Origin of the sequence: Ghiorsea bivora (genome assembly GCF_000744415.1) — a bacterium.
Taxonomy (GTDB): Bacteria; Pseudomonadota; Zetaproteobacteria; order Mariprofundales; family Mariprofundaceae; genus Ghiorsea; species Ghiorsea bivora.
Window position 1 is genome coordinate 318,016 of record NZ_JQLW01000005.1, and the last position, 17,939, is coordinate 335,954.

Below are 17,939 nucleotides of genomic sequence, written 5' to 3' on the forward strand. Positions count from 1 at the left end.
GACCGAAAGCTAATGATTGCAGACGATGTTGCCATGAATTCATTAACCTTACCTATCTTTGACCATATTTCCGAGTCCACATTAAGCCAAATGTTGCAGCAGATGATTCCCGCTGGCGCTGATGATGCAGATTTGTATTTGCAGCATAGCATATCTGAATCAGTATCATTGGAAGAAGGAAGGGTGAAACATGTATCAGCGAGCACGCACCAAGGCATTGGCGCACGCGTGATTATGGGCGAGGCATCGGGTCATGCTTATACCGATAGTTTTGATACAGCAGCTTTGATGGATGCCGCTAAGGCTGCAAGAGCGATTGCTAACAGCGGCAAAGAAGTTGCCCCACTTGCCATTCGTCCTCAAACTTTAAAACACAACTTGTATCCAGCGGGCAATCCCATGCAGCAAGTGGATATGGAATCACGTAAAGCTTTGTTGGAAAAGCTGGATATTTTGGCGCGAAGCATTGACCCACGGGTACAGCAGGTATCAGCAAGTGTGTCGTCTGTATTTAAACAAGTGCAGATTATTACCATGGATGGTCAGACTTTTGCAGATGAACGTCCCCTGGTGCGTTTTAATATTTCTGTGGTGGTTGAAGAAAATGGAAAACGCGAAACAGGTGGTGCAGGCGGCGGCGGTCGTTTCGACTTGCAAAGGCTTTTGGAGAGTGGTGAAGCTGAACGGTTGACCCGCGAAGCTGTGCGCCTTGCATTGTTAAACCTTGAAGCTGAAGCCGCACCTGCGGGAACCATGCCCGTGGTATTGGGCAATGGCTGGCCAGGTATTTTATTGCATGAAGCTATTGGTCATGGGCTTGAGGGTGACTTTAATCGTAAAGGTACATCGGTGTTTGCAGGTAAAATGGGGCAACAGATTGCAGCTAAAGGTGTGACTGTAGTGGATGATGGTTCCATGCCTGAGCGCAGAGGTTCACTTAATGTCGATGATGAAGGCACTGCTACTCAATGCACAACCTTGATTGAAGATGGGGTGTTGGTGGGTTATTTGCAGGATAAACAAAATGCACGTTTGATGGGTGTTGAACCCACTGGCAATGGGCGGCGCGAATCTTATGCTGATCCTGTGTTACCACGCATGACCAATACTTTTATGTTGGCGGGTAACGATAACCCTGATGATATTTTGACATCCTTGGATGATGGAATTTATGCTGTGAATTTTGGTGGTGGGCAAGTGGATATTACATCGGGTAAATTTGTGTTTACTACGTCTGAAGCTTACCGCGTGAAAAATGGAAAAATATTGCACCCCGTCAAAGATGTGACCCTAATCGGCTCTGGGCATGAGGTGCTTAAGCGAGTATCCATGATTGGTAATGATTTGGCACTTGACCCTGGTGTGGGCACATGCGGTAAAGCGGGTCAATCTGTGCCTGTGGGAGTAGGTTTGCCAACAATTCGGATTGATGAACTAACGGTAGGTGGCACGGAAACCTAGGTGAAGCATTATTTCTCTTGGATTTGGCTGTTGTGCGGCCTTGGTTTATTGCTTATGGGGTTATCATCTAGCTGGGATGAGAATGCGTTTGAATTACCTAAAGATGGTGAGCTAAGTAGTTATACGGGCACCTTACACAAGGTAACGTATAGTGCGCCAGCTAAGTTACCAACGTTAGTTGAGTTGATAGTTTTTCATAAAAAAGAGGGCGTGCATTACGGCTATTTGCGTTATGGTCTTCATGAATGGGAAGAGCGACTTAAACCTTATTTGAATCACGAAGTAACGATATTTGTAGGGGAAAATCAACAAATTTGGGGTGTTGATGTGGAGCGTGAGTCTATATTAAAGGCTGGCGAAATTGAGCAGCGCTTGCAAGGCATGAAACAAGCCCAAAAAGCCATGGCTGACAATATTATTTATGTTGGGTTTATGATGGTGATGTTATGGTTGTTCTTATTTCGTAAGCAAAACAGCCCAGTACAAAAGGTTTATTCTTGATACTTTGAGTATAACTTGGTGTTAGACTTTGGTTTTGGCACATGTAGTAAAAACAGAATGGTCTGTACATGTTGGGGCGGTATTTAACCTTTTTATTATTATGGCATTGAAATTGCTAAAGTTCATGTTCACCTGCATTGGCAGACTCTAAAGGTATGGTATAAATAACATGAAAAAATCACAAGACCGTGATCACTTGGAAGCGATGTTTGAAAATACGCTTTGGAGGTCACGTTGGGCAGTTTTAGCAGCTGTGTTATGCAGCCTTATTTCTGCATTGCTTATGTTTTATGTGGCGACAGTAGATACATTTTATACCTTAGTCGATTTGGCTTCCTATGCCTCGCTGGAAGATGGTTATTTGCGTGAGACCATGCGCTCACAAAGTGTTGCTCAACTCGTTGAAGTTATTGATGTTTTTCTTCTCGCAATTGTTCTTTTAATTTTTGGGCTTGGTTTGTATGAATTGTATATTAGTAAGATTGACCATGCGTATAGTAGTGAGTCTGCACGACACTTATTATCTATCAACAGTCTAGATGACCTGAAATCGCGGTTGGGAAAAGTGATTATGATGATTCTTATTGTGAAGTTTTTTGAGTTGGCAATTGGTATGGATATTGATGATATTTTTGATTTATTGATGTTTGCGGGTGGTATATTACTAAGTGGAATTGCTTTGTATGTAACAGAACTTGCTTCAAGAAAAACGAAAGTTTAACCATCATTTTATAAAGTGAGGATGAGTGATTTATGAGTGTTGATAAAAATTTGATTGTATCAGAGAATAAAACAATAGGGCAAAGGTTTGAGTGTTTCTTGTGGGGTACGCGTTGGGCCATTTTATTGGCCGTTATTTGTAGTGTGTGTGCAGCATTGGTGATGTTTTATGTTTCTGCAGTGGATACATTTTATGCTGCAGAAGATCTGATAAACTATCATGCGCTTGAGAGCGCTGATGCGAGAGCCATTTTAAGAGCTGATGCAGTTGGTATGGTTGTTAAGGTTATTGATATTTTCTTGCTCGCAATTGTATTGTTAATTTTTGGTTTGGGTTTGTATGAGCTTTATATCAGTAAAATCGATCATGCTTATGAGCGTAATGATGAATCAGCAGTACATATGCTTTCAATTAAAAATTTAGATGATTTAAAGTCGCGTTTAGGTAAAGTGATTATGATGATTTTAGTGGTGAAGTTTTTTGAAATGGCGATTGGTATAGAAATGCATGGGGTTCAAGGTTTGCTGACTTTTGCTGCAGGTGTTTTATGTATCGCAATGACACTTTTTGTGACAGAGCGTATGTCACGTAAGACTGGAGAGTGGAAAACCCGTGCTACAGATCGTGAAGACAGCTCAGAAGATAGAAGCAAAGCTTAACGGCTATTTGTTTTCTAAATACTTATCCACACCGCAAAACATGGTTGTTTGTTTTAATTCTTGCACCACTTCATCGGCATGACGGTCATCATCCCAAGTCACGATATACAAATGGGGAGACATTTGTTTTTTGATGTTTGTATCATGCTCTTCAAGTAATGTTCTAAAGGATTGGTCATCAATATCTGCGCATTGACGCACAGTGATTTCATTGGTTTTATAGCTGATACCTTCAGGCTCTAGGTTTACTTCTTTTTTTGAGGAGCAAGCCACCATCAAGCTGGATGCACAAAGCACTACCAATAATTTGGATAGATAAGACATAATCACCTCCGTGAAAGGTTAAGCTTAGTCCGATTACACTTTGATTTCAATCCATGCGGGGGCATGGTCAGAAGGGCGTTCTTTGGCGCGCTCTTCTGCATGGATACCACCATCAAGCACTTGGATGTTGGAAGTGACCAACAGGTGGTCAATGCGAATACCCCAACGACGGCGGAATGCGTTGGCGCGATAGTCCCACCATGAAAACATGGGTTCATTGGGGTGAAGATCTCTTAAACTATCGTGTAAACCCATGTTTAATAAGTCTTGATAGTGGGCGCGTTCTTCATTGGAGCACATGATTTTTCCTTGCCAGCGGTCTGGGTCATGAATATCAATATCTGCAGGTGCGATGTTGTAATCACCTAATAATACCAGCTTATCATGTGCTTTTAACTCTTCTTGAACATAAACTTTGAGGGCATTTATCCATTTCATTTTATAGGCGTACTTTTCTGAGCCGACTTCTTGTCCATTGGGCAAATAAATATCAATAATGCGAATACCTTGAATGGTGGCTGCAATGACACGTTTTTGCGGGTCATCCAAATGGGGAATATCAAAGCTGACATCTTCAAGCGGGTGTTTGCTGATGATGGCAACACCATTGTATGTTTTCTGCCCTTGGAAGGCGACATGATAACCTGCAGCTTCCAAGTCATCTTTGGGGAACTTATCATCGGTTTGTTTGGTTTCTTGTAACGCCAATACATCGGGCTGATGTTCTTTTAAATAGTCCAACACATGTGGCAGACGTACATTGAGTGAATTTACATTCCAGCTAACAATTTTCATGTAAGACCTCTTGGTTTGTTTGACGTGATAAGTTTACGAATGCAAAAGTGTAGGTGTTTATTCATTTCTTTGCCATCAATACCCCAGAGTAGCTTCTCTTGCGTTAACGCGTAATTCACCTTCAGAAACGAACCACAAATCCGCATGGATAGCGGATTTGGACGCTCTTTAGGGCGGGGTATGCCCTTAGGGGCACGGATGTCCCTAATCAAGAAATGCCATTTAAACTCTGCTTATTCCTTCGCTTTCAGTGTAAAATGGGTGCAAAACAATAGTTTTTCTTCATCCCTTGTTTACACTTTCGCTACGGCGCAGGCTAACAAAGGGGGAATATATTGATTACGCATTCTTCTTAACTTCGTGTTCTTCGTGGTAAAAAAATAATTTCATGATTTGATAATTTGTGCAAAAAAGAATCCATCATGGGTTTCGCTTGGCAATAAACGTTGTATATTTTGTACACCTTTAAATTGATTGACTACGGCTTCATTTTCTTCTTTGTGAATCGAACACACAGCATACACCAATGTACCACTTACTTTGAGCACCCTTAATGCATCTTTGAGCAGTGTGGTCTGTAATTTGGCTGCTTCTGTTATGCTTATTTTATCGTGTAAGAACTTGGCATCAGGGTGTCGTCGTAATGTGCCTGATGCTGAACACGGTGCATCTAACATGATGGCATCCATGCTATTATCTGGATATGGCAGTGCTGTGGCATCGGCTTGGATTACTGCAACATTGGTGAGCGCTAAACGCGCCAAATTTTCTTGCAGGCGCGGGATACGTTTGGGATTGATTTCAATGGCAGTGAGCTTGGCTTTGGGAAAACGTTTGGCAAGCATGGCGGTTTTGCCACCAGGTGCTGCACAAATGTCTAATATATGCCCTGTTTCATTGGTTAAGCTGATACCCAATGTTGCCGCTTGTGCAGCTTGGTCGATGACCACAAATCTACCTTGTTCATAACCTTGTAGTGTACCCACTTGGCTGTGTGCATCCAAAAGCACGGCATAGGGTGATAATTCACCTTCTTTGGCTTGTATGCCTGAAGCTTGGGCTTGTTCTATCCATGTTGTGCGCTCATCAAATACTGCGATACACAAATCAGGTGGTTGTTTGCAAGCTTGCATCATGGTTTGCACAACATCTGCACCCAAAGCTTCACGCCAAGCGGCATACATCCATTTGGGCAATTCAGCGCGTTGATGGGGTTTTAATTTTGTGGGCGGTTCACAATTTGATATTTTACGCAATATCGCATTGATGAAACCCGCATCTTGGGGTGCAAAAGGTTTGATGGCTGCTACTGTTTCGCTGACTGCGGCATGGGCAGGGATACGCATATGTCGAAGTTGGTATGCGCCTAATAATAAAGCAATGCGACTTTTATCCTCTGGTTTTTGTTTGATAAAGCGACTGACATCAGCTTCGAGTGAATAATAATAGCGCAATACACCATATACCATTTCGCGGAGCAATGCGGCATCTCTGGGCTCCCAGTTTTGTTCTGAAACTATATGTTCAATGCTGGCTTTTGCTTTATGTTTGTGAATCAGGACGGCATGAAGAATGTTTAAGGCAAACAAACGCATATTTGAGGGATTATTCATGTTTTTTTACCTTGGCTCTAGGGTGTGCATCGGTGTATGTTTTTTGGAGTTGGGGCAGGGTGACATGGGTATAATGTTCGGTGGTGGCTAGGGATGCATGCCCCAAAAACTGTTGAATTGTACGTAAATTTGCACCGCCCGTTAACATATCGGTGGCAAAAGAATGGCGTAACTTATGGGGGGTAATGCTCAAGTCTGCTCCTGTTTCCAAGGCTCTATCTTTAAGCATACGTTGCACTGAGCGTACACTTAAGCGTTTACCAAACTTATTTAAAAATACGGCATCTTCTTTGGGTAGTAAGTTGCCGCGCTCTTGCAACCAATGTTCCATCAAAGCAACAGCCACTTCAGGCAAAGGCACAATGCGTTCTTTGTTTCCTTTACCCAATACGCGCACTTCACCAATGCCTTGCCTAAAGTTTAAAGATAGGTGATTCATATTCACCCCGACCACTTCAGAAACACGCAGTCCACAGCCATAAAGTAAAGCAAGCAATGCCAATTCACGGCTATCAAATTTCCGATTGGTGGTTTCCAATAAAGCTTGGGTTTGATGTTGGGGTAAGGTTTTGGGTAAACGTTTACCCAATTTGGGCGCACGGATACCTGCAGCGGGATTATCAGGGCAGTGTTTGTGGCGCAAAGCAAACACAAAAATACTTTTTACGGCGGATAAACGTCGGGCTAAGGTGGCAGGCGCTAAACCTTGGCTATGACCTGAGACCAGCCAGTCTTGAATGTGTTCACGAGATATTTGCTGAATATGCATATCTTGTTGTACATGTTGCTGATAAAAATCCACAAATCGTTGTAGGTCACGTTTATAATTGGACACCGTATGTGTGGAAGCGAGGCGAACTTGTTGTAATTCTGCCAGAAAAAGGTGTGTAAGTTCAGTGAATAACAGTGTTTAATCCTTAGTTGCGGCACATTCTAAGCGGTTGCCACCCAAAGCTTTGGCAACATACATGGCTTTATCTGCTGTTTTGACCAAATCGTTGAGTGTCATATCATCTTCTGCGCTAGAAAAAGCCAATCCAATACTGACACTTAATGTTTCGCCATGGCAGGTGAGTTGGCTAATATCGGCACGTATTTTTTCGCCAATTTGTTTGGCTTTTTCAGTATCACAACTGGGCAATAATAATACAAACTCATCACCACCCATACGAATAATAGGGTCTTGCGCACGCACATAACGGCGAATGGTGCTGCAAAGCTCGGTTAATGCATCATCACCAGCAGCATGACCCAAGCGGTCATTCAAACCTTTGAAGTCATCCATATCAAAATACATGGCGGCGACCATCACGCCTTTACCAAACCAGCTGGATAAGGACTGATGACTGTGGGGTTGTAAAAAACGGCGGTTATGGGTGTTGGTTAAAGCATCGGTAATGGCTAACCTTGCCAAACGTTGGTGGGAAATAGCATGTTCCAGACTTAAGCTAATGACTTGGGCTAAATGTGCGAGAAAGTCTGTGCTTTGTTCAGGTTTGAAACGTTCTTTGTCGTTAGAGCCCAGCCCAATAATACCAAATGGTTTTTCCTTGGAACCCAAGCGAAGCAAAGCAATAGAACCCAAATCATTGTCACGCTCTTGTAACCAAGGGAAGTTGCCACCTTTTAATTGCAGCAACCAAACATTACGTTTGGCTAAACCCATATTTTGAATTTCACCTGCTTCCAACCAAATCAGGTCTTGTTCGGATAAGGCATGCATAGGGGTACTACCAATGATGCTATCCCTATCCAACCAAATACGCACCATATCCAATGAAAATTGCGATCTTAACTCACGCAAAAGGGTGAAACACATGTCTTCAGGGTCGCCTGCGGCTAAAACGCTGGCTTCAAGCGCAAAAAGACGAGAAAAAAGTTGGTCATTTTCTCGGAGTCGTTCCATCATAGTGGATACATAATCACGCAACTGTGCATTTTCTTTGGCAAGTGCTTGCATGCGCCGTTCATTAAAATCGAGCGGCTTTTCGTGTGCGTTATCAGCATCTTTTTTAGCCATGGTTTATAAATTCTCCTCAATCAGGATTTTCCATGTTTGATTGGCATCATGACGCGCCAAGTATAAACGCTTAGCGCCAGTGTCGTTATAATTGTTAGAGCGGTATTTTTGGCTAAATTCAACCATCACAACTTCACCTTCAGGCCATAGGTTTGGGTCATGAATGATATTGATGTCGTTAAGCTGTACTTCAATAAAGGACTTGCGCGCATTGACGCGTTTTTTATATGATTTCCAGCGTTTAAGGTTGTACTTTCCAGAGCGGAATTTTTCATGGTAATGCGACAAATAAGCATCACTATCCAAGGATTGCCAATCTTGAATCCATGTTTGAATACTGTTTTGTACAGAGCTCAACAAAGCCTGTTGTTTTTTTGTATCACCAAAGGAAAAGTCGTTACCAATAAGCACCAAGCTTTGTTTGGGGGTGACGAAAGCTTCCATTTTTTTCAAGTTGGGGTTGGGTAGGGCAAAGCAGCCACGTGTATCTTGGGGTGGGCGGCGTAGTTTGTTTTCTGGATAACCGTGCATCCAAATACCATCACCTGTTTTACCATGGTAACGATCCAGCATATTGGGGTAATCAATGGGGAATACCACAGGGCCATACTTGGCACGCAGTGCTGGGTCGTGGCGCACAGCGGTGAAACGATAAATGCCGTTGGGCGTACGCGCATCACCACGTGTTTTTTTGTCACCACCTTTGGCACCTGTGACAATATATTCATCGGCAACCCGTTGAAATTCACCTTGCGTATCACGCTGATACACAAACATGCGTGAGCGCGATTTATCCACGATAAAGATACTTTGGATATGGCTATTGGTTTTTAAAACATCAAAAGGAAAACCTTGGGTGCCATCCACTTTATCAGCAAAAGCTTGTAAACGGACAGTGGCTTCACTTAAATCATCGCTTAAATCGATAGCTGCAAACTGTTGTTTGGATAGTTTGCTATGTTTGGCATAATCACCAACAGAAGATACCGCTTTTAAAGCAGCACGGCGGTGTGCTTCGGCTTTGAGTAAATTAGCGAGCGGGTCATTTTGTGCGCTGGGTGAATTTAATATTTGCAGTGCTTTTTCAGGATCGTTTTGTTTTAAGGCTAGGGTAGCCCCTAAAATACCGCGTTCTTGAGGGCTAATATTTGTGGACTCAGGATTTTCAAGTGATTGCCACATTTTTTGTGTGAGGTTGGCATCATTCGGAAGGTCAACAGCCCAAGCTAGTGTGCTGGCACATAAAATAGAGGAAAGTATGAGCCATAACTTCATTGTACAGATGCCTCATCAATAATACGCCAGCCTTGTGGTGTATATTTAAAGGTAATTTTTTTGAAGTCTTTACCATTGTAAGTATTGGAGTGAAAACGTTGCAAAAGTTTGACCGTTGCCATGTCTTTGCCTTGCATATTCACTTCAACTTGATCCAGTTCAATACGAATAAATAATTTATTGTTAATCACACGTTTTTTATACGCTTTCCAAGCATCACGTGACTGAAAGCGAGCAGGAGGTTGATAATCATCAGCATAGGCTGAAAAGAATGCATCCAAATTTTGTGAAGACCAAGCTTCACGCCATGCTTCAAGCGCATCCAGGACCCCCGTAATCGATTGATCGGCAATCAAGGGCATAACAGTGGTGTGATGTTGTTCAGCTTGGGGTTTTACGGTTGCAATAGGCGTAAGAATATGAGGTTGTGTTGTTTGTTTTTCTGTGTGTTGTGTAGCCTTTTGCTCTGGAACGGGCGTATCGTGTGGTGTTTGGTTTGCATGATCATCAGGCATGGGATTACGCACTTGAATCAAGCGGGCATAACGTTGTTCAATCACAGGGTTGGGTGATGTTTTAAGTGTATTGCGGTAGTGTTGTAAAGCCAATTTAATATATAAGTCAGCAAGGTTTTCTTCCGCGATAGTGTAGTTGGGGCGTTTTTCTAAGGCAATCTCTAGCTCTTTAACGGCAGCTTTGGTATCACCTAGATTGTTGTAAACAGCGGCAAGATTATTGTGTGGTTCGGCTAGGTCTGGGCGCAAGTTGATGACTTGGCGAAAGGCCTCAATGGCTTGATGAAGCTGCTGTTGATGCACATGGGCAACACCAAATAAAAACCAAGCTTCATAGTTGTTGGCATCACTTTTTACTAGGCTACGTAGTTGTTCAATGGTCTCTGTGTAGCGTCCTTGTTTGAGGTCTGCTTTGGCTTGTGTGACATCGTATGCCAAGGCAGGGCTGCTAAACATCAATAAGGTGATGAGTATACTTGCGTATATATTTTTCATGTTTTACTTCCACATTTTTGGTATATTTCAAAGGTATAAGGGTATATATTTTTTTCGTCAGGTTCATGTTTTTCGCTGAAGTTTTGTTGCCATTGTTGCATATCCAACTTGGGGAACCAGGCATCACCTTCAAACGTATGGTCAATTTGGGTGTAATATAATTGCTCAGCATAGGGTATAGCGAGTTTGTATACTTCAGCCCCACCCATCACCATAAGTTCATCATCTTGAAACATTTTAACGGCATCATCCAAGCTATGTATCACCTCACAGCCTTCAATGTTTAAGCTTTTTTGGCGGGATAAAATGATATTACGCCGTTTGGGTAGTGGTTTACCTATCGATTCAAAGGTTTTTCGACCCATCAATACAGCCTTGCCCAAGGTATGTTTGCGAAACCATGCCATATCCGCGGGCAAATCAGAGATAGACCACGGCATCTGATTGTTTGCACCAATCAGGCGATTGTTATCCATTGCCCAAATTAAAGAAATCATTGTTTTGCTGCTACCTCATCGTTTCAAGAAGCGCAAATTTAACAGAAACAGGCTTTTTTGCTAGATTAGGCGCATAAGCTGTTATGGTGACCCAAATGCAGGTTGGGAAAAGCCCTTTCTTTTGTGGTTGGTGTGGTTTGCATTATGCATTTTGGCTGCAGATGGTTTTATATTAGATGAAGATGTTTTAACTTGACTTGTTTTTGCTAGGGTGTCTAAACTTGCGCCATGTTTGGACGAATCAAAAATCTTTTCTCGCCTGCTCAAGCTACTGCGAAACGTATCAGTGGTCTTGTTTTGAGCGTGTTTGTGCTGCAAGTTGTTGCGGCTGGTTTTTGTGTGTCCACTGCATCAGCAGTGCCGGTGCAACAAGTTTCAGCGATGGAACATTGTTTTGCAGGTAATATGCAAACGTCTGTACAAACGCAAGATATAGGCATGAGTAAGGTGGATATGAATCAAAGTATGGTGAACCATACTTGTTCCCATTGTGATATGCCAAACGTGAATATTTCATTTGATAAACATAGTTTTAATGTTGCAGATATTGCCGTGGACTTCGTTGTTGTGGCACTTGTGCCAACCGTATCCGATGTAACAACAGCAACATTTGTTGTTTTTCCGCCTGACTTACAAACCCAATACACTTCTCTTTCAACTTATAACTTAAACCTTCGCATTCGCGTTTGATTTAACCTTTTACTAACACATATAGCAATTTTGTTGTATGATATAGTTGCTTGGCAACTTTTAAATTAGTAGGAGGTTTGGATGAGTTCCTTTCCGTTTAAAGTTTCACCTTTGATTGTTGGCTCGCTGAGTCTTATTTTTTCAAGTTTGGCAATAGCAGAAGAGCCTCTCACTTTAGAGAAGGCTGTGATGCAGGTAAAAGAAAACCCAGCGTATCTGGCAAGAAAAGCGTCAGCAAGTGCGTGGTCATTTATACCTGAGCAAGCGGGAGGGCTACCAGATCCCGTCTTATCACTAGGTGCGTTAAATTTCCCAACGGATACTTTCGCTCGTGATCAAGAAAATATGACACAGTTACAAGTGGGCATTAGCCAAGCTTTACCTTTTCCCGGTAAACTAGAGTTAAGAGAGAAATTTGCATTGTATATGGCTAAAGCTGCTGCAGATGATGTGGATGAACTTAGACTTCAATTGGTAAGCCAAGCAAAAGTGAATTGGTGGAACCTTTATTATTTAGACAGGGCTTTAGAGATTGTTGTGCGCAATCAAGAGTTGTTGCGCCAGTTTGTGCGTATTGCTGAAACAAAGTACACAGTGGGTGAGGGTTTGCAGCAAGATGTGTTGTTGGCACAATTGGAGCTAAGCCAACTTATAGATAGGCAAATTCAGCTTAAAGCAATTCGTTCGCAAGAACAATCACGGTTAAACGCACTTTTAAATCGTCCTATCTCGCAAGAAGTTGTGTTACCAGAGAAAGTGGAAGAAATGTTGCCAGGCATTGGTAGTGAAGAATTGTTGATGAATCAGGCTTTGGCTTCGCGCCCACTGCTTGCTCAACAGCAGCAATATATTCAGGCAGCAGAAGCCAATACGAACTTGGCAGAAAAAGACTATTACCCAGACTTTAAAGTGGGTGCAAGTTATGGGCTTAGGGATACAAATCCGATAACAGGCTTAAACCGTGCAGATTTAGGTAGTATTACACTAAGTATGACGTTGCCCTTTTTTACCAGTAACCAACAGGATGCTCAACTTGAACAACGCCAAGCTGAGCGTATGAAAGCTGAATTTTCTTATCAAGATGTGCAAGAGAAAGTGCAGGCAGAAGTTCGGATTGAAATTGCAGCTTATGAAAAAGCAAAGCAACAGGTGTCACTGTATAAGCAAGGCATCATACCACAGGCAACACAAACTGTGGCTTCAATGCTAGCAGCGTATCAAGTGAACAAGGTTGATTTTCTTAACCTCGTACGAACTCAAGTCACGCTGTATAATTATGAAACACAATATTGGAAAGTATTAGCGGAGGCCAACCAAAGCTTAGCTCGACTTGATGCGGCGACAGGTAGGATGGAACAATGATTGCCTCAATTATTGGCGCCTCAATTAAAAACCGTTTATTGGTTTTTATTGCTACTGCATTTTTGTTGTTTGCTGGCGCATGGGCTGTAAAAAATACACCTTTGGATGCTATTCCGGATTTATCTGATGTGCAGGTGATTGTGTTTACGGAGTACCCTGGGCAATCGCCTCAAATTGTAGAGGATCAAATTACTTACCCCTTAACTACGGCAATGTTGGCTGTGCCATATGCAAAAGTGGTAAGGGGTTATTCATTTTTTGGCCTGTCGTTTGTCTATATTATCTTTGAGGATAATACGGATATGTATTGGGCGCGTTCTCGAGTGCTTGAATATCTTAATTATGCGGCTAAAAGTCTTCCACCATCAGTCACGCCAACCCTTGGACCTGACGCGACAGGTGTTGGCTGGGCGTTTGAATATGCTTTGGTTGATAAAACAGGCACGCATGATTTAGCACAATTACGCTCTATTCAAGATTGGTATATGCGTTTCCAATTGCAAACAGTGTCGGGTGTTTCTGAAGTAGCTTCAATTGGTGGTTATGTTAAACAATACCAAATCGTTGTTGACCCTGATGCTTTATTATCTTATGGAATTTCTATTGATACTATTAAAAAAGCTGTGGTGGACTCCAATAGTGATGTTGGTGGTAAGTTAGTTGAGATGGCAGAGTCTGAATTTATGGTTCGTGGCTTAGGTTACATTCAGTCTATTGCCGATTTAGAGTTGATTGCGGTTGGTTCTGATGCAAATGGAACGCCTATTTATTTGAAAGACCTTGCGCATATTCACTTGGGTCCTGAGCTGAGGCGTGGATTGGCAGACCTAAATGGTGAAGGTGAAGTGGCAGGCGGCGTGGTTATTATCCGCTACGGTGCAAATGCACTTGAAACCATTAAAGCTATTAAAGTCAAATTGGAAGAGCTGAAAAAAGGACTGCCTGAAGGCGTGGAAGTAATCCCAGTCTATGATCGAAGTAACTTGATTGAGCGGGCAGTTGAAAACCTCAAAGGTAATTTAATCGAAGAGTTCATTGTGATTTCATTGGTGTGCATGTTGTTTTTGATGCATGTGCGTTCTGCATTAGTGGCAATTATCACTTTACCTTTGGGTATTCTTATCGCGTTTATTTTGATGCAGTGGCAAGGTATTGCGGCAAACATTATGTCATTGGGTGGTATTGCAATTACGCTTGGAGCCATGGTGGATGGAGCCATTGTACTCATTGAAAATGCTCATAAACACTTGGAAATTAATGAACGGGAGAAAGGAGCCGAGCTCACTGTTAAAGAGCGCTGGTCTGCAGTAACTACAGCTTCTAAAGAAGTGGGGCCGGCACTGTTTTTCTCGTTATTGATTATTACAGTGTCTTACTTGGCTATTTTTACTATGGAAGCACAAGAGGGTCGGCTTTTTAAACCATTGGCTTTCACTGCAACCTATGCAATGGCTGCGGCAGCCTTATTGGCGGTTACCTTGGTACCGGTGTTGATGGGTTACTTTATTAGGGGAAAAATAATGCCTGAGGCAAAAAACCCTATCAATCGTTTGCTGAAATATGTTCACAAACCCTTGTTGGATGCGAGTATGAAATCACGTTGGGTGGTGTTAATGCTTTCAGTTGTTTTGTTGATGAGTATGGCATACCCGCTGTCGAAGTTAGGTAGTGAGTTTATGCCGCCGTTAGATGAAGGTGATATTCTTTATATGCCAAGCATGTTCCCAGGTATTTCTATTACTAAAGCTAAAGAGGTGGTACAGCAAACAGATAGGATTTTAAAAACATTCCCTGAAGTGCACCATGTGTTTGGTAAAGTGGGACGAGCAGAAACATCCACAGACCCTGCTTCATTATCTATGGTTGAAACGATAATTACCTTGAAACCGAAAGAAGAGTGGCCAAATCCTGATAAAACTACGCAAGAATTGATGGGTGAAATGGATAAAGCTATTCAGTTCCCAGGGCTTGCAAATGCTTGGACGTATCCCATTAAAACACGTATTGATATGCTTTCTACGGGTATTAAAACACCTATTGGTATCAAAGTATTAGGACCAGACCTCAATGTTCTGCAGGATATCGTGGAGGACATTGAAAAGAACCTAAAAACGTTACCTGATACATTATCAGCTTTTGGCGACCGTGCAGTAGGTGGGAATTACCTCGATATTAAGATTAATCGAGCGGAAATTGCCCGTTACGGGTTGTCAATTAAGTCAGTGCAAGATGTCATTCAAACAGCTATTGGTGGCATGAATATTTCGTTTACGGTAGAAGGTTTGGAACGGTACCCTATCAATATACGTTATCCTCGTGCGTTGCGTAGTGATATTGACCACTTGAAGCGGGTTTTAGTGGCGACACCTCAAGGGTCACAAATTCCATTGTCTCAGCTTGCCGATATTACAATGCAGAATGGGCCACCTGTGATTAAAAGTGAAGATGCTAGGTTAAATGCATGGATTTATGTAGACATTAAAACCAGTGATATTGGTGGTTACGTTCAAACTGCTAAGCAGATGATTGAAGAAAAGGTGAAAATGCCTGCAGGATATACCTTGGTTTGGTCAGGTCAGTTTGAATATATGGAACGTTCGGCGGCTAAAATGAAGCTGGTGATTCCGCTAACGATTGCATTGATATTCCTTCTGCTGTTTTTCAACTTCAAAAATGTGACTACCCCTTTGGTGGTCTTAATATCTGTACCATTTGCTTTGGTTGGCGGCTTCTGGCTGGTGATGTGGTTGGGGTATAATCTGTCAGTAGCTGTGGCTGTTGGTTTTATAGCCTTGGCAGGTGTGGCGACTGAAATTGGTGTGTTGATTTTAACTTTCATTGATCAGGAGATTAAGGAAAAACGCCAACAAAAAGGGGCGCCACTTACACCGGTTGAAATTATGGATGGTGTGAAAAGTGGTACTGGTAAACGTGTTCGCCCTATTGCGATGACGGCAACAGCAGTGATGGCGGGTTTGTTACCTATTATGTGGGGCTCAGGTACAGGGTCTGATGTGATGCAACGAATTGCTGCTCCAATGTTAGGGGGTATGGTGACTACAACTATATTAAGCTTATTGGTTTTGCCTGTTATTTATGGATTGGTGTTGCAGGTTAGGGAGAAAAAACTGGATGCTGTGGATGCTGAATAAAGATTGCAGTTCGACAGAAGGAGAAGTTTCTATGCAAACATGTGCGATGAAAATGAGAAAAATAACAGCAATTTTCCAAGAGAGTATGCTGAAGAAGGTAGAAGCAGCGTTATGTGATGCTGGCGTTGCTGGATTTACGCTTACCTCGGTAGCGGGCTGTGGAGAATACAAAAACTTTTACGGGCAAGATCAAACAAGTTGTCATGCACGCATTGAGATATTTATTGAGAAAAACAAGGCTGAAACAGTTGCCCAATCAATTGTTGCTGCTGCTCATATTGGTTTGGAAGGTGATGGTATTGTTGCTATTTCACCAGTGGAAACGCTTTATCGTATCCGCACAAAGTCCAAAATTACTGTGTCATAAAATTACTTAGAGGATAAAAAAATGGATAAGAAAATATTAGCAACGATGGGCCTAGTGTTGGTTTTAGGTGTTGGTGGTGGTTATTGGCTAGCATCACAAAGTAGCTCTTCAACAGATATGGCAACAAGTGATAATCAAGGCCGTAAAATTTTGTTTTACCGTAATGCAATGAATCCCAGTGTGACTTCCCCTGTGCCAGCAAAAGATAATATGGGTATGGATTATGTACCAGTGTATGCTGAAGATGATACACCTAAGGAAAAAAAGGTGTTGTTTTATCGTAATCCGATGAACCCAGCGATTACTTCCCCTGTACCTTCAAAAGATGAAATGGGTATGGACTATATACCTGTGTATGCAGATGATGGTGGGGATAGTGCTGATCCAGCAGGTACAGTAAGAATCAACCCAACAATGGTGCAAAATATTGGTGTTCGCACTGTTAAAGCCAAGTTGGAAACGTTAACGCGTGCTATTCGCACTGTTGGTCGGGTTACGTATGATGAAGAACGTGTTGCACGTTTGCACCCCAAATATAATGGTTGGGTTGAAAAAATGATGGTGGATAAAACGGGTGAACATGTACACAAAGGAACGCGTTTGATGTCAATATATTCACCACAGTTGGTGGCAACACAAGAGGAATATATATTGGCCTTAAAGAATGTTGAAATGTTAAAAGATAGCCCTTTTGAAGATGTGCGTACTGGGGCTGCGAGTTTATTAGAATCAGCTGTACAACGTTTGCAATTTCTTGATGTTCCAGAACACCAAATTAAGCAGTTAAAAGAAGAGCGCAAGGTAATGAAAGGGTTACATATTCACTCGCCTTTTGAAGGTATTGTGATGAAGATTGGAGCACGTGATGGCCAACGTATTACACCAGGCACAGAGCTTTATATGATTGCAGACCTATCACGTGTTTGGGTCATTGTTGATTTATATGAAGATGATTTACCTTGGGTGCGCGAGGGTGATATGGCAGAAATGAAAGTTGCAGGTATTCCTGGACGTACTTTCACAGGTAAAGTGGTTTATATTTATCCTTACCTTGAAGCCAAAACGCGGACAGTAAAAATGCGTCTGGAGTTTGATAACCCAGAGCTAGCTTTGAAACCAGAGATGTTTGCTAACGTAACTGTTAAAGCAGGCAGACAGATTGATGCTGTGGTTGTGCCTTCAGAAGCTATTGTACGTACAGGTGAGCAAGAACAAGTATTTGTGCAACGTGGCCCAGGTAAGTATGAACCTCGCAAGGTCATTGTAGGTATTGATTCAGAAGGACAGGCTCAAATTATTGAGGGTCTAGAGGCTGGGGAGATTGTTGTAACATCAAGTCAATTCTTGATTGATTCCGAATCAAAATTGAAAGAGGCAACGGCCAAGATGATGGAAGCTACGCAAGCAGAACCTGCAGCAGCAGATATGCAAATGGATAGTATGGATGGAATGGAAATGCCCGACGATATGAATATGGAGGACATGCAGTAAT

General features: G+C 42.3%; 17 protein-coding genes. 9 read left to right on the forward strand and 8 right to left on the reverse strand.

Annotated elements, in window-relative coordinates:
• Positions 1-15 precede the first annotated feature (15 nt).
• From tldD to DM09_RS02105, 4 genes are all read left to right on the forward strand, one after another.
• Entirely contained in the window at positions 16-1,461 is a 1,446-nt protein-coding gene (tldD, locus tag DM09_RS02090) for a metalloprotease TldD (RefSeq protein WP_396230702.1), read from the forward strand.
• Complete coding sequence (locus tag DM09_RS02095) at positions 1,462-1,962, forward strand: hypothetical protein (protein ID WP_038247188.1); 501 nt, start codon at positions 1,462-1,464, stop codon at positions 1,960-1,962. It begins immediately after the preceding gene.
• Between the two features lie 169 nt (positions 1,963-2,131).
• Entirely contained in the window at positions 2,132-2,683 is a 552-nt protein-coding gene (locus DM09_RS02100) for a YqhA family protein (protein ID WP_051937938.1), read from the forward strand.
• Positions 2,684-2,715: 32 nt separating this feature from the next.
• Complete coding sequence (locus tag DM09_RS02105) at positions 2,716-3,342, forward strand: YqhA family protein (RefSeq protein WP_038247190.1); 627 nt, start codon at positions 2,716-2,718, stop codon at positions 3,340-3,342.
• A 3-nt stretch (positions 3,343-3,345) separates the two neighbouring features.
• On the opposite strand, the gene DM09_RS02110 is transcribed toward DM09_RS02105, so the two are convergent.
• The 8 genes from DM09_RS02110 to folA form a co-directional block, all read right to left on the reverse strand.
• A complete protein-coding gene (locus DM09_RS02110) occupies positions 3,346-3,666 on the reverse strand; it encodes a hypothetical protein (protein ID WP_038247192.1) in 321 nt (106 codons plus the stop codon).
• A gap of 33 nt (positions 3,667-3,699) precedes the next feature.
• Complete coding sequence (gene xth / locus DM09_RS02115; RefSeq protein ID WP_038247193.1) at positions 3,700-4,461, reverse strand: exodeoxyribonuclease III; 762 nt, start codon at positions 4,459-4,461, stop codon at positions 3,700-3,702.
• A gap of 386 nt (positions 4,462-4,847) precedes the next feature.
• Positions 4,848-6,074, reverse strand: coding sequence for a transcription antitermination factor NusB (locus DM09_RS02120; protein ID WP_099098477.1), 1,227 nt, complete (start codon positions 6,072-6,074; stop codon positions 4,848-4,850).
• Positions 6,067-6,981 (reverse strand): tyrosine recombinase XerC, encoded by a 915-nt coding sequence (locus DM09_RS02125; RefSeq protein ID WP_038247196.1) that lies wholly within the window; start codon positions 6,979-6,981, stop codon positions 6,067-6,069. Before DM09_RS02125 ends, DM09_RS02120 begins: the two co-directional genes overlap by 8 nt.
• 3 nt (positions 6,982-6,984) lie before the next feature.
• A complete protein-coding gene (locus DM09_RS02130; protein WP_038247198.1) occupies positions 6,985-8,094 on the reverse strand; it encodes a DUF484 family protein in 1,110 nt (369 codons plus the stop codon).
• Positions 8,095-8,097: 3 nt separating this feature from the next.
• Positions 8,098-9,369, reverse strand: coding sequence for a L,D-transpeptidase family protein (locus tag DM09_RS02135; protein ID WP_038247200.1), 1,272 nt, complete (start codon positions 9,367-9,369; stop codon positions 8,098-8,100).
• Complete coding sequence (locus DM09_RS02140) at positions 9,366-10,379, reverse strand: nuclear transport factor 2 family protein (RefSeq protein ID WP_038247202.1); 1,014 nt, start codon at positions 10,377-10,379, stop codon at positions 9,366-9,368. The genes DM09_RS02135 and DM09_RS02140 overlap by 4 nt, the downstream gene beginning before the upstream one ends.
• On the reverse strand, positions 10,376-10,876 hold the full coding sequence (gene folA, locus DM09_RS02145) for a type 3 dihydrofolate reductase (RefSeq protein WP_038247204.1): 501 nt from the start codon (positions 10,874-10,876) through the stop codon (positions 10,376-10,378). Before folA ends, DM09_RS02140 begins: the two co-directional genes overlap by 4 nt.
• A gap of 228 nt (positions 10,877-11,104) precedes the next feature.
• Here folA and DM09_RS02150 point away from each other — a divergent pair, with 228 nt between their 5' ends.
• The 5 genes from DM09_RS02150 (at position 11,105) to DM09_RS02170 (ending at position 17,938) form a co-directional block, all read left to right on the forward strand.
• Positions 11,105-11,566, forward strand: coding sequence for a hypothetical protein (locus tag DM09_RS02150; protein WP_038247206.1), 462 nt, complete (start codon positions 11,105-11,107; stop codon positions 11,564-11,566).
• Between the two features lie 81 nt (positions 11,567-11,647).
• Positions 11,648-12,928: a TolC family protein gene (locus DM09_RS02155; RefSeq protein WP_051937939.1), complete on the forward strand. Its 1,281-nt coding sequence runs from the start codon at positions 11,648-11,650 to the stop codon at positions 12,926-12,928.
• Entirely contained in the window at positions 12,925-16,080 is a 3,156-nt protein-coding gene (locus tag DM09_RS02160) for an efflux RND transporter permease subunit (RefSeq protein ID WP_038247208.1), read from the forward strand. The genes DM09_RS02155 and DM09_RS02160 overlap by 4 nt, the downstream gene beginning before the upstream one ends.
• Before the next feature lie 31 nt (positions 16,081-16,111).
• The gene (locus DM09_RS02165) at positions 16,112-16,447 is read left to right on the forward strand and encodes a P-II family nitrogen regulator (RefSeq protein ID WP_232507722.1); all 336 of its coding nucleotides are present in this window, start codon (positions 16,112-16,114) and stop codon (positions 16,445-16,447) included.
• A gap of 21 nt (positions 16,448-16,468) precedes the next feature.
• Positions 16,469-17,938: an efflux RND transporter periplasmic adaptor subunit gene (locus DM09_RS02170; protein WP_038247210.1), complete on the forward strand. Its 1,470-nt coding sequence runs from the start codon at positions 16,469-16,471 to the stop codon at positions 17,936-17,938.
• The last annotated feature ends 1 nt before the right edge of the window (position 17,939 follow it).

Bases quoted from the DNA above. Each gene is read 5' to 3' on its own strand.
- folA (WP_038247204.1), bottom strand. From the start codon at position 10,876: ATGATTTCTTTAATTTGGGCAATGGATAACAATCGCCTGATTGGTGCA.
- DM09_RS02130 (WP_038247198.1), bottom strand. From the start codon at position 8,094: ATGGCTAAAAAAGATGCTGATAACGCACACGAAAAGCCGCTCGATTTT.
- DM09_RS02140 (WP_038247202.1), bottom strand. From the start codon at position 10,379: ATGAAAAATATATACGCAAGTATACTCATCACCTTATTGATGTTTAGC.
- DM09_RS02110 (WP_038247192.1), bottom strand. From the start codon at position 3,666: ATGTCTTATCTATCCAAATTATTGGTAGTGCTTTGTGCATCCAGCTTG.
- DM09_RS02155 (WP_051937939.1), top strand. From the start codon at position 11,648: ATGAGTTCCTTTCCGTTTAAAGTTTCACCTTTGATTGTTGGCTCGCTG.
- DM09_RS02165 (WP_232507722.1), top strand. From the start codon at position 16,112: ATGCAAACATGTGCGATGAAAATGAGAAAAATAACAGCAATTTTCCAA.
- DM09_RS02120 (WP_099098477.1), bottom strand. From the start codon at position 6,074: ATGAATAATCCCTCAAATATGCGTTTGTTTGCCTTAAACATTCTTCAT.
- xth (WP_038247193.1), bottom strand. From the start codon at position 4,461: ATGAAAATTGTTAGCTGGAATGTAAATTCACTCAATGTACGTCTGCCA.
- DM09_RS02170 (WP_038247210.1), top strand. From the start codon at position 16,469: ATGGATAAGAAAATATTAGCAACGATGGGCCTAGTGTTGGTTTTAGGT.
- DM09_RS02135 (WP_038247200.1), bottom strand. From the start codon at position 9,369: ATGAAGTTATGGCTCATACTTTCCTCTATTTTATGTGCCAGCACACTA.
- DM09_RS02150 (WP_038247206.1), top strand. From the start codon at position 11,105: ATGTTTGGACGAATCAAAAATCTTTTCTCGCCTGCTCAAGCTACTGCG.
- DM09_RS02160 (WP_038247208.1), top strand. From the start codon at position 12,925: ATGATTGCCTCAATTATTGGCGCCTCAATTAAAAACCGTTTATTGGTT.
- DM09_RS02105 (WP_038247190.1), top strand. From the start codon at position 2,716: ATGAGTGTTGATAAAAATTTGATTGTATCAGAGAATAAAACAATAGGG.
- DM09_RS02100 (WP_051937938.1), top strand. From the start codon at position 2,132: ATGAAAAAATCACAAGACCGTGATCACTTGGAAGCGATGTTTGAAAAT.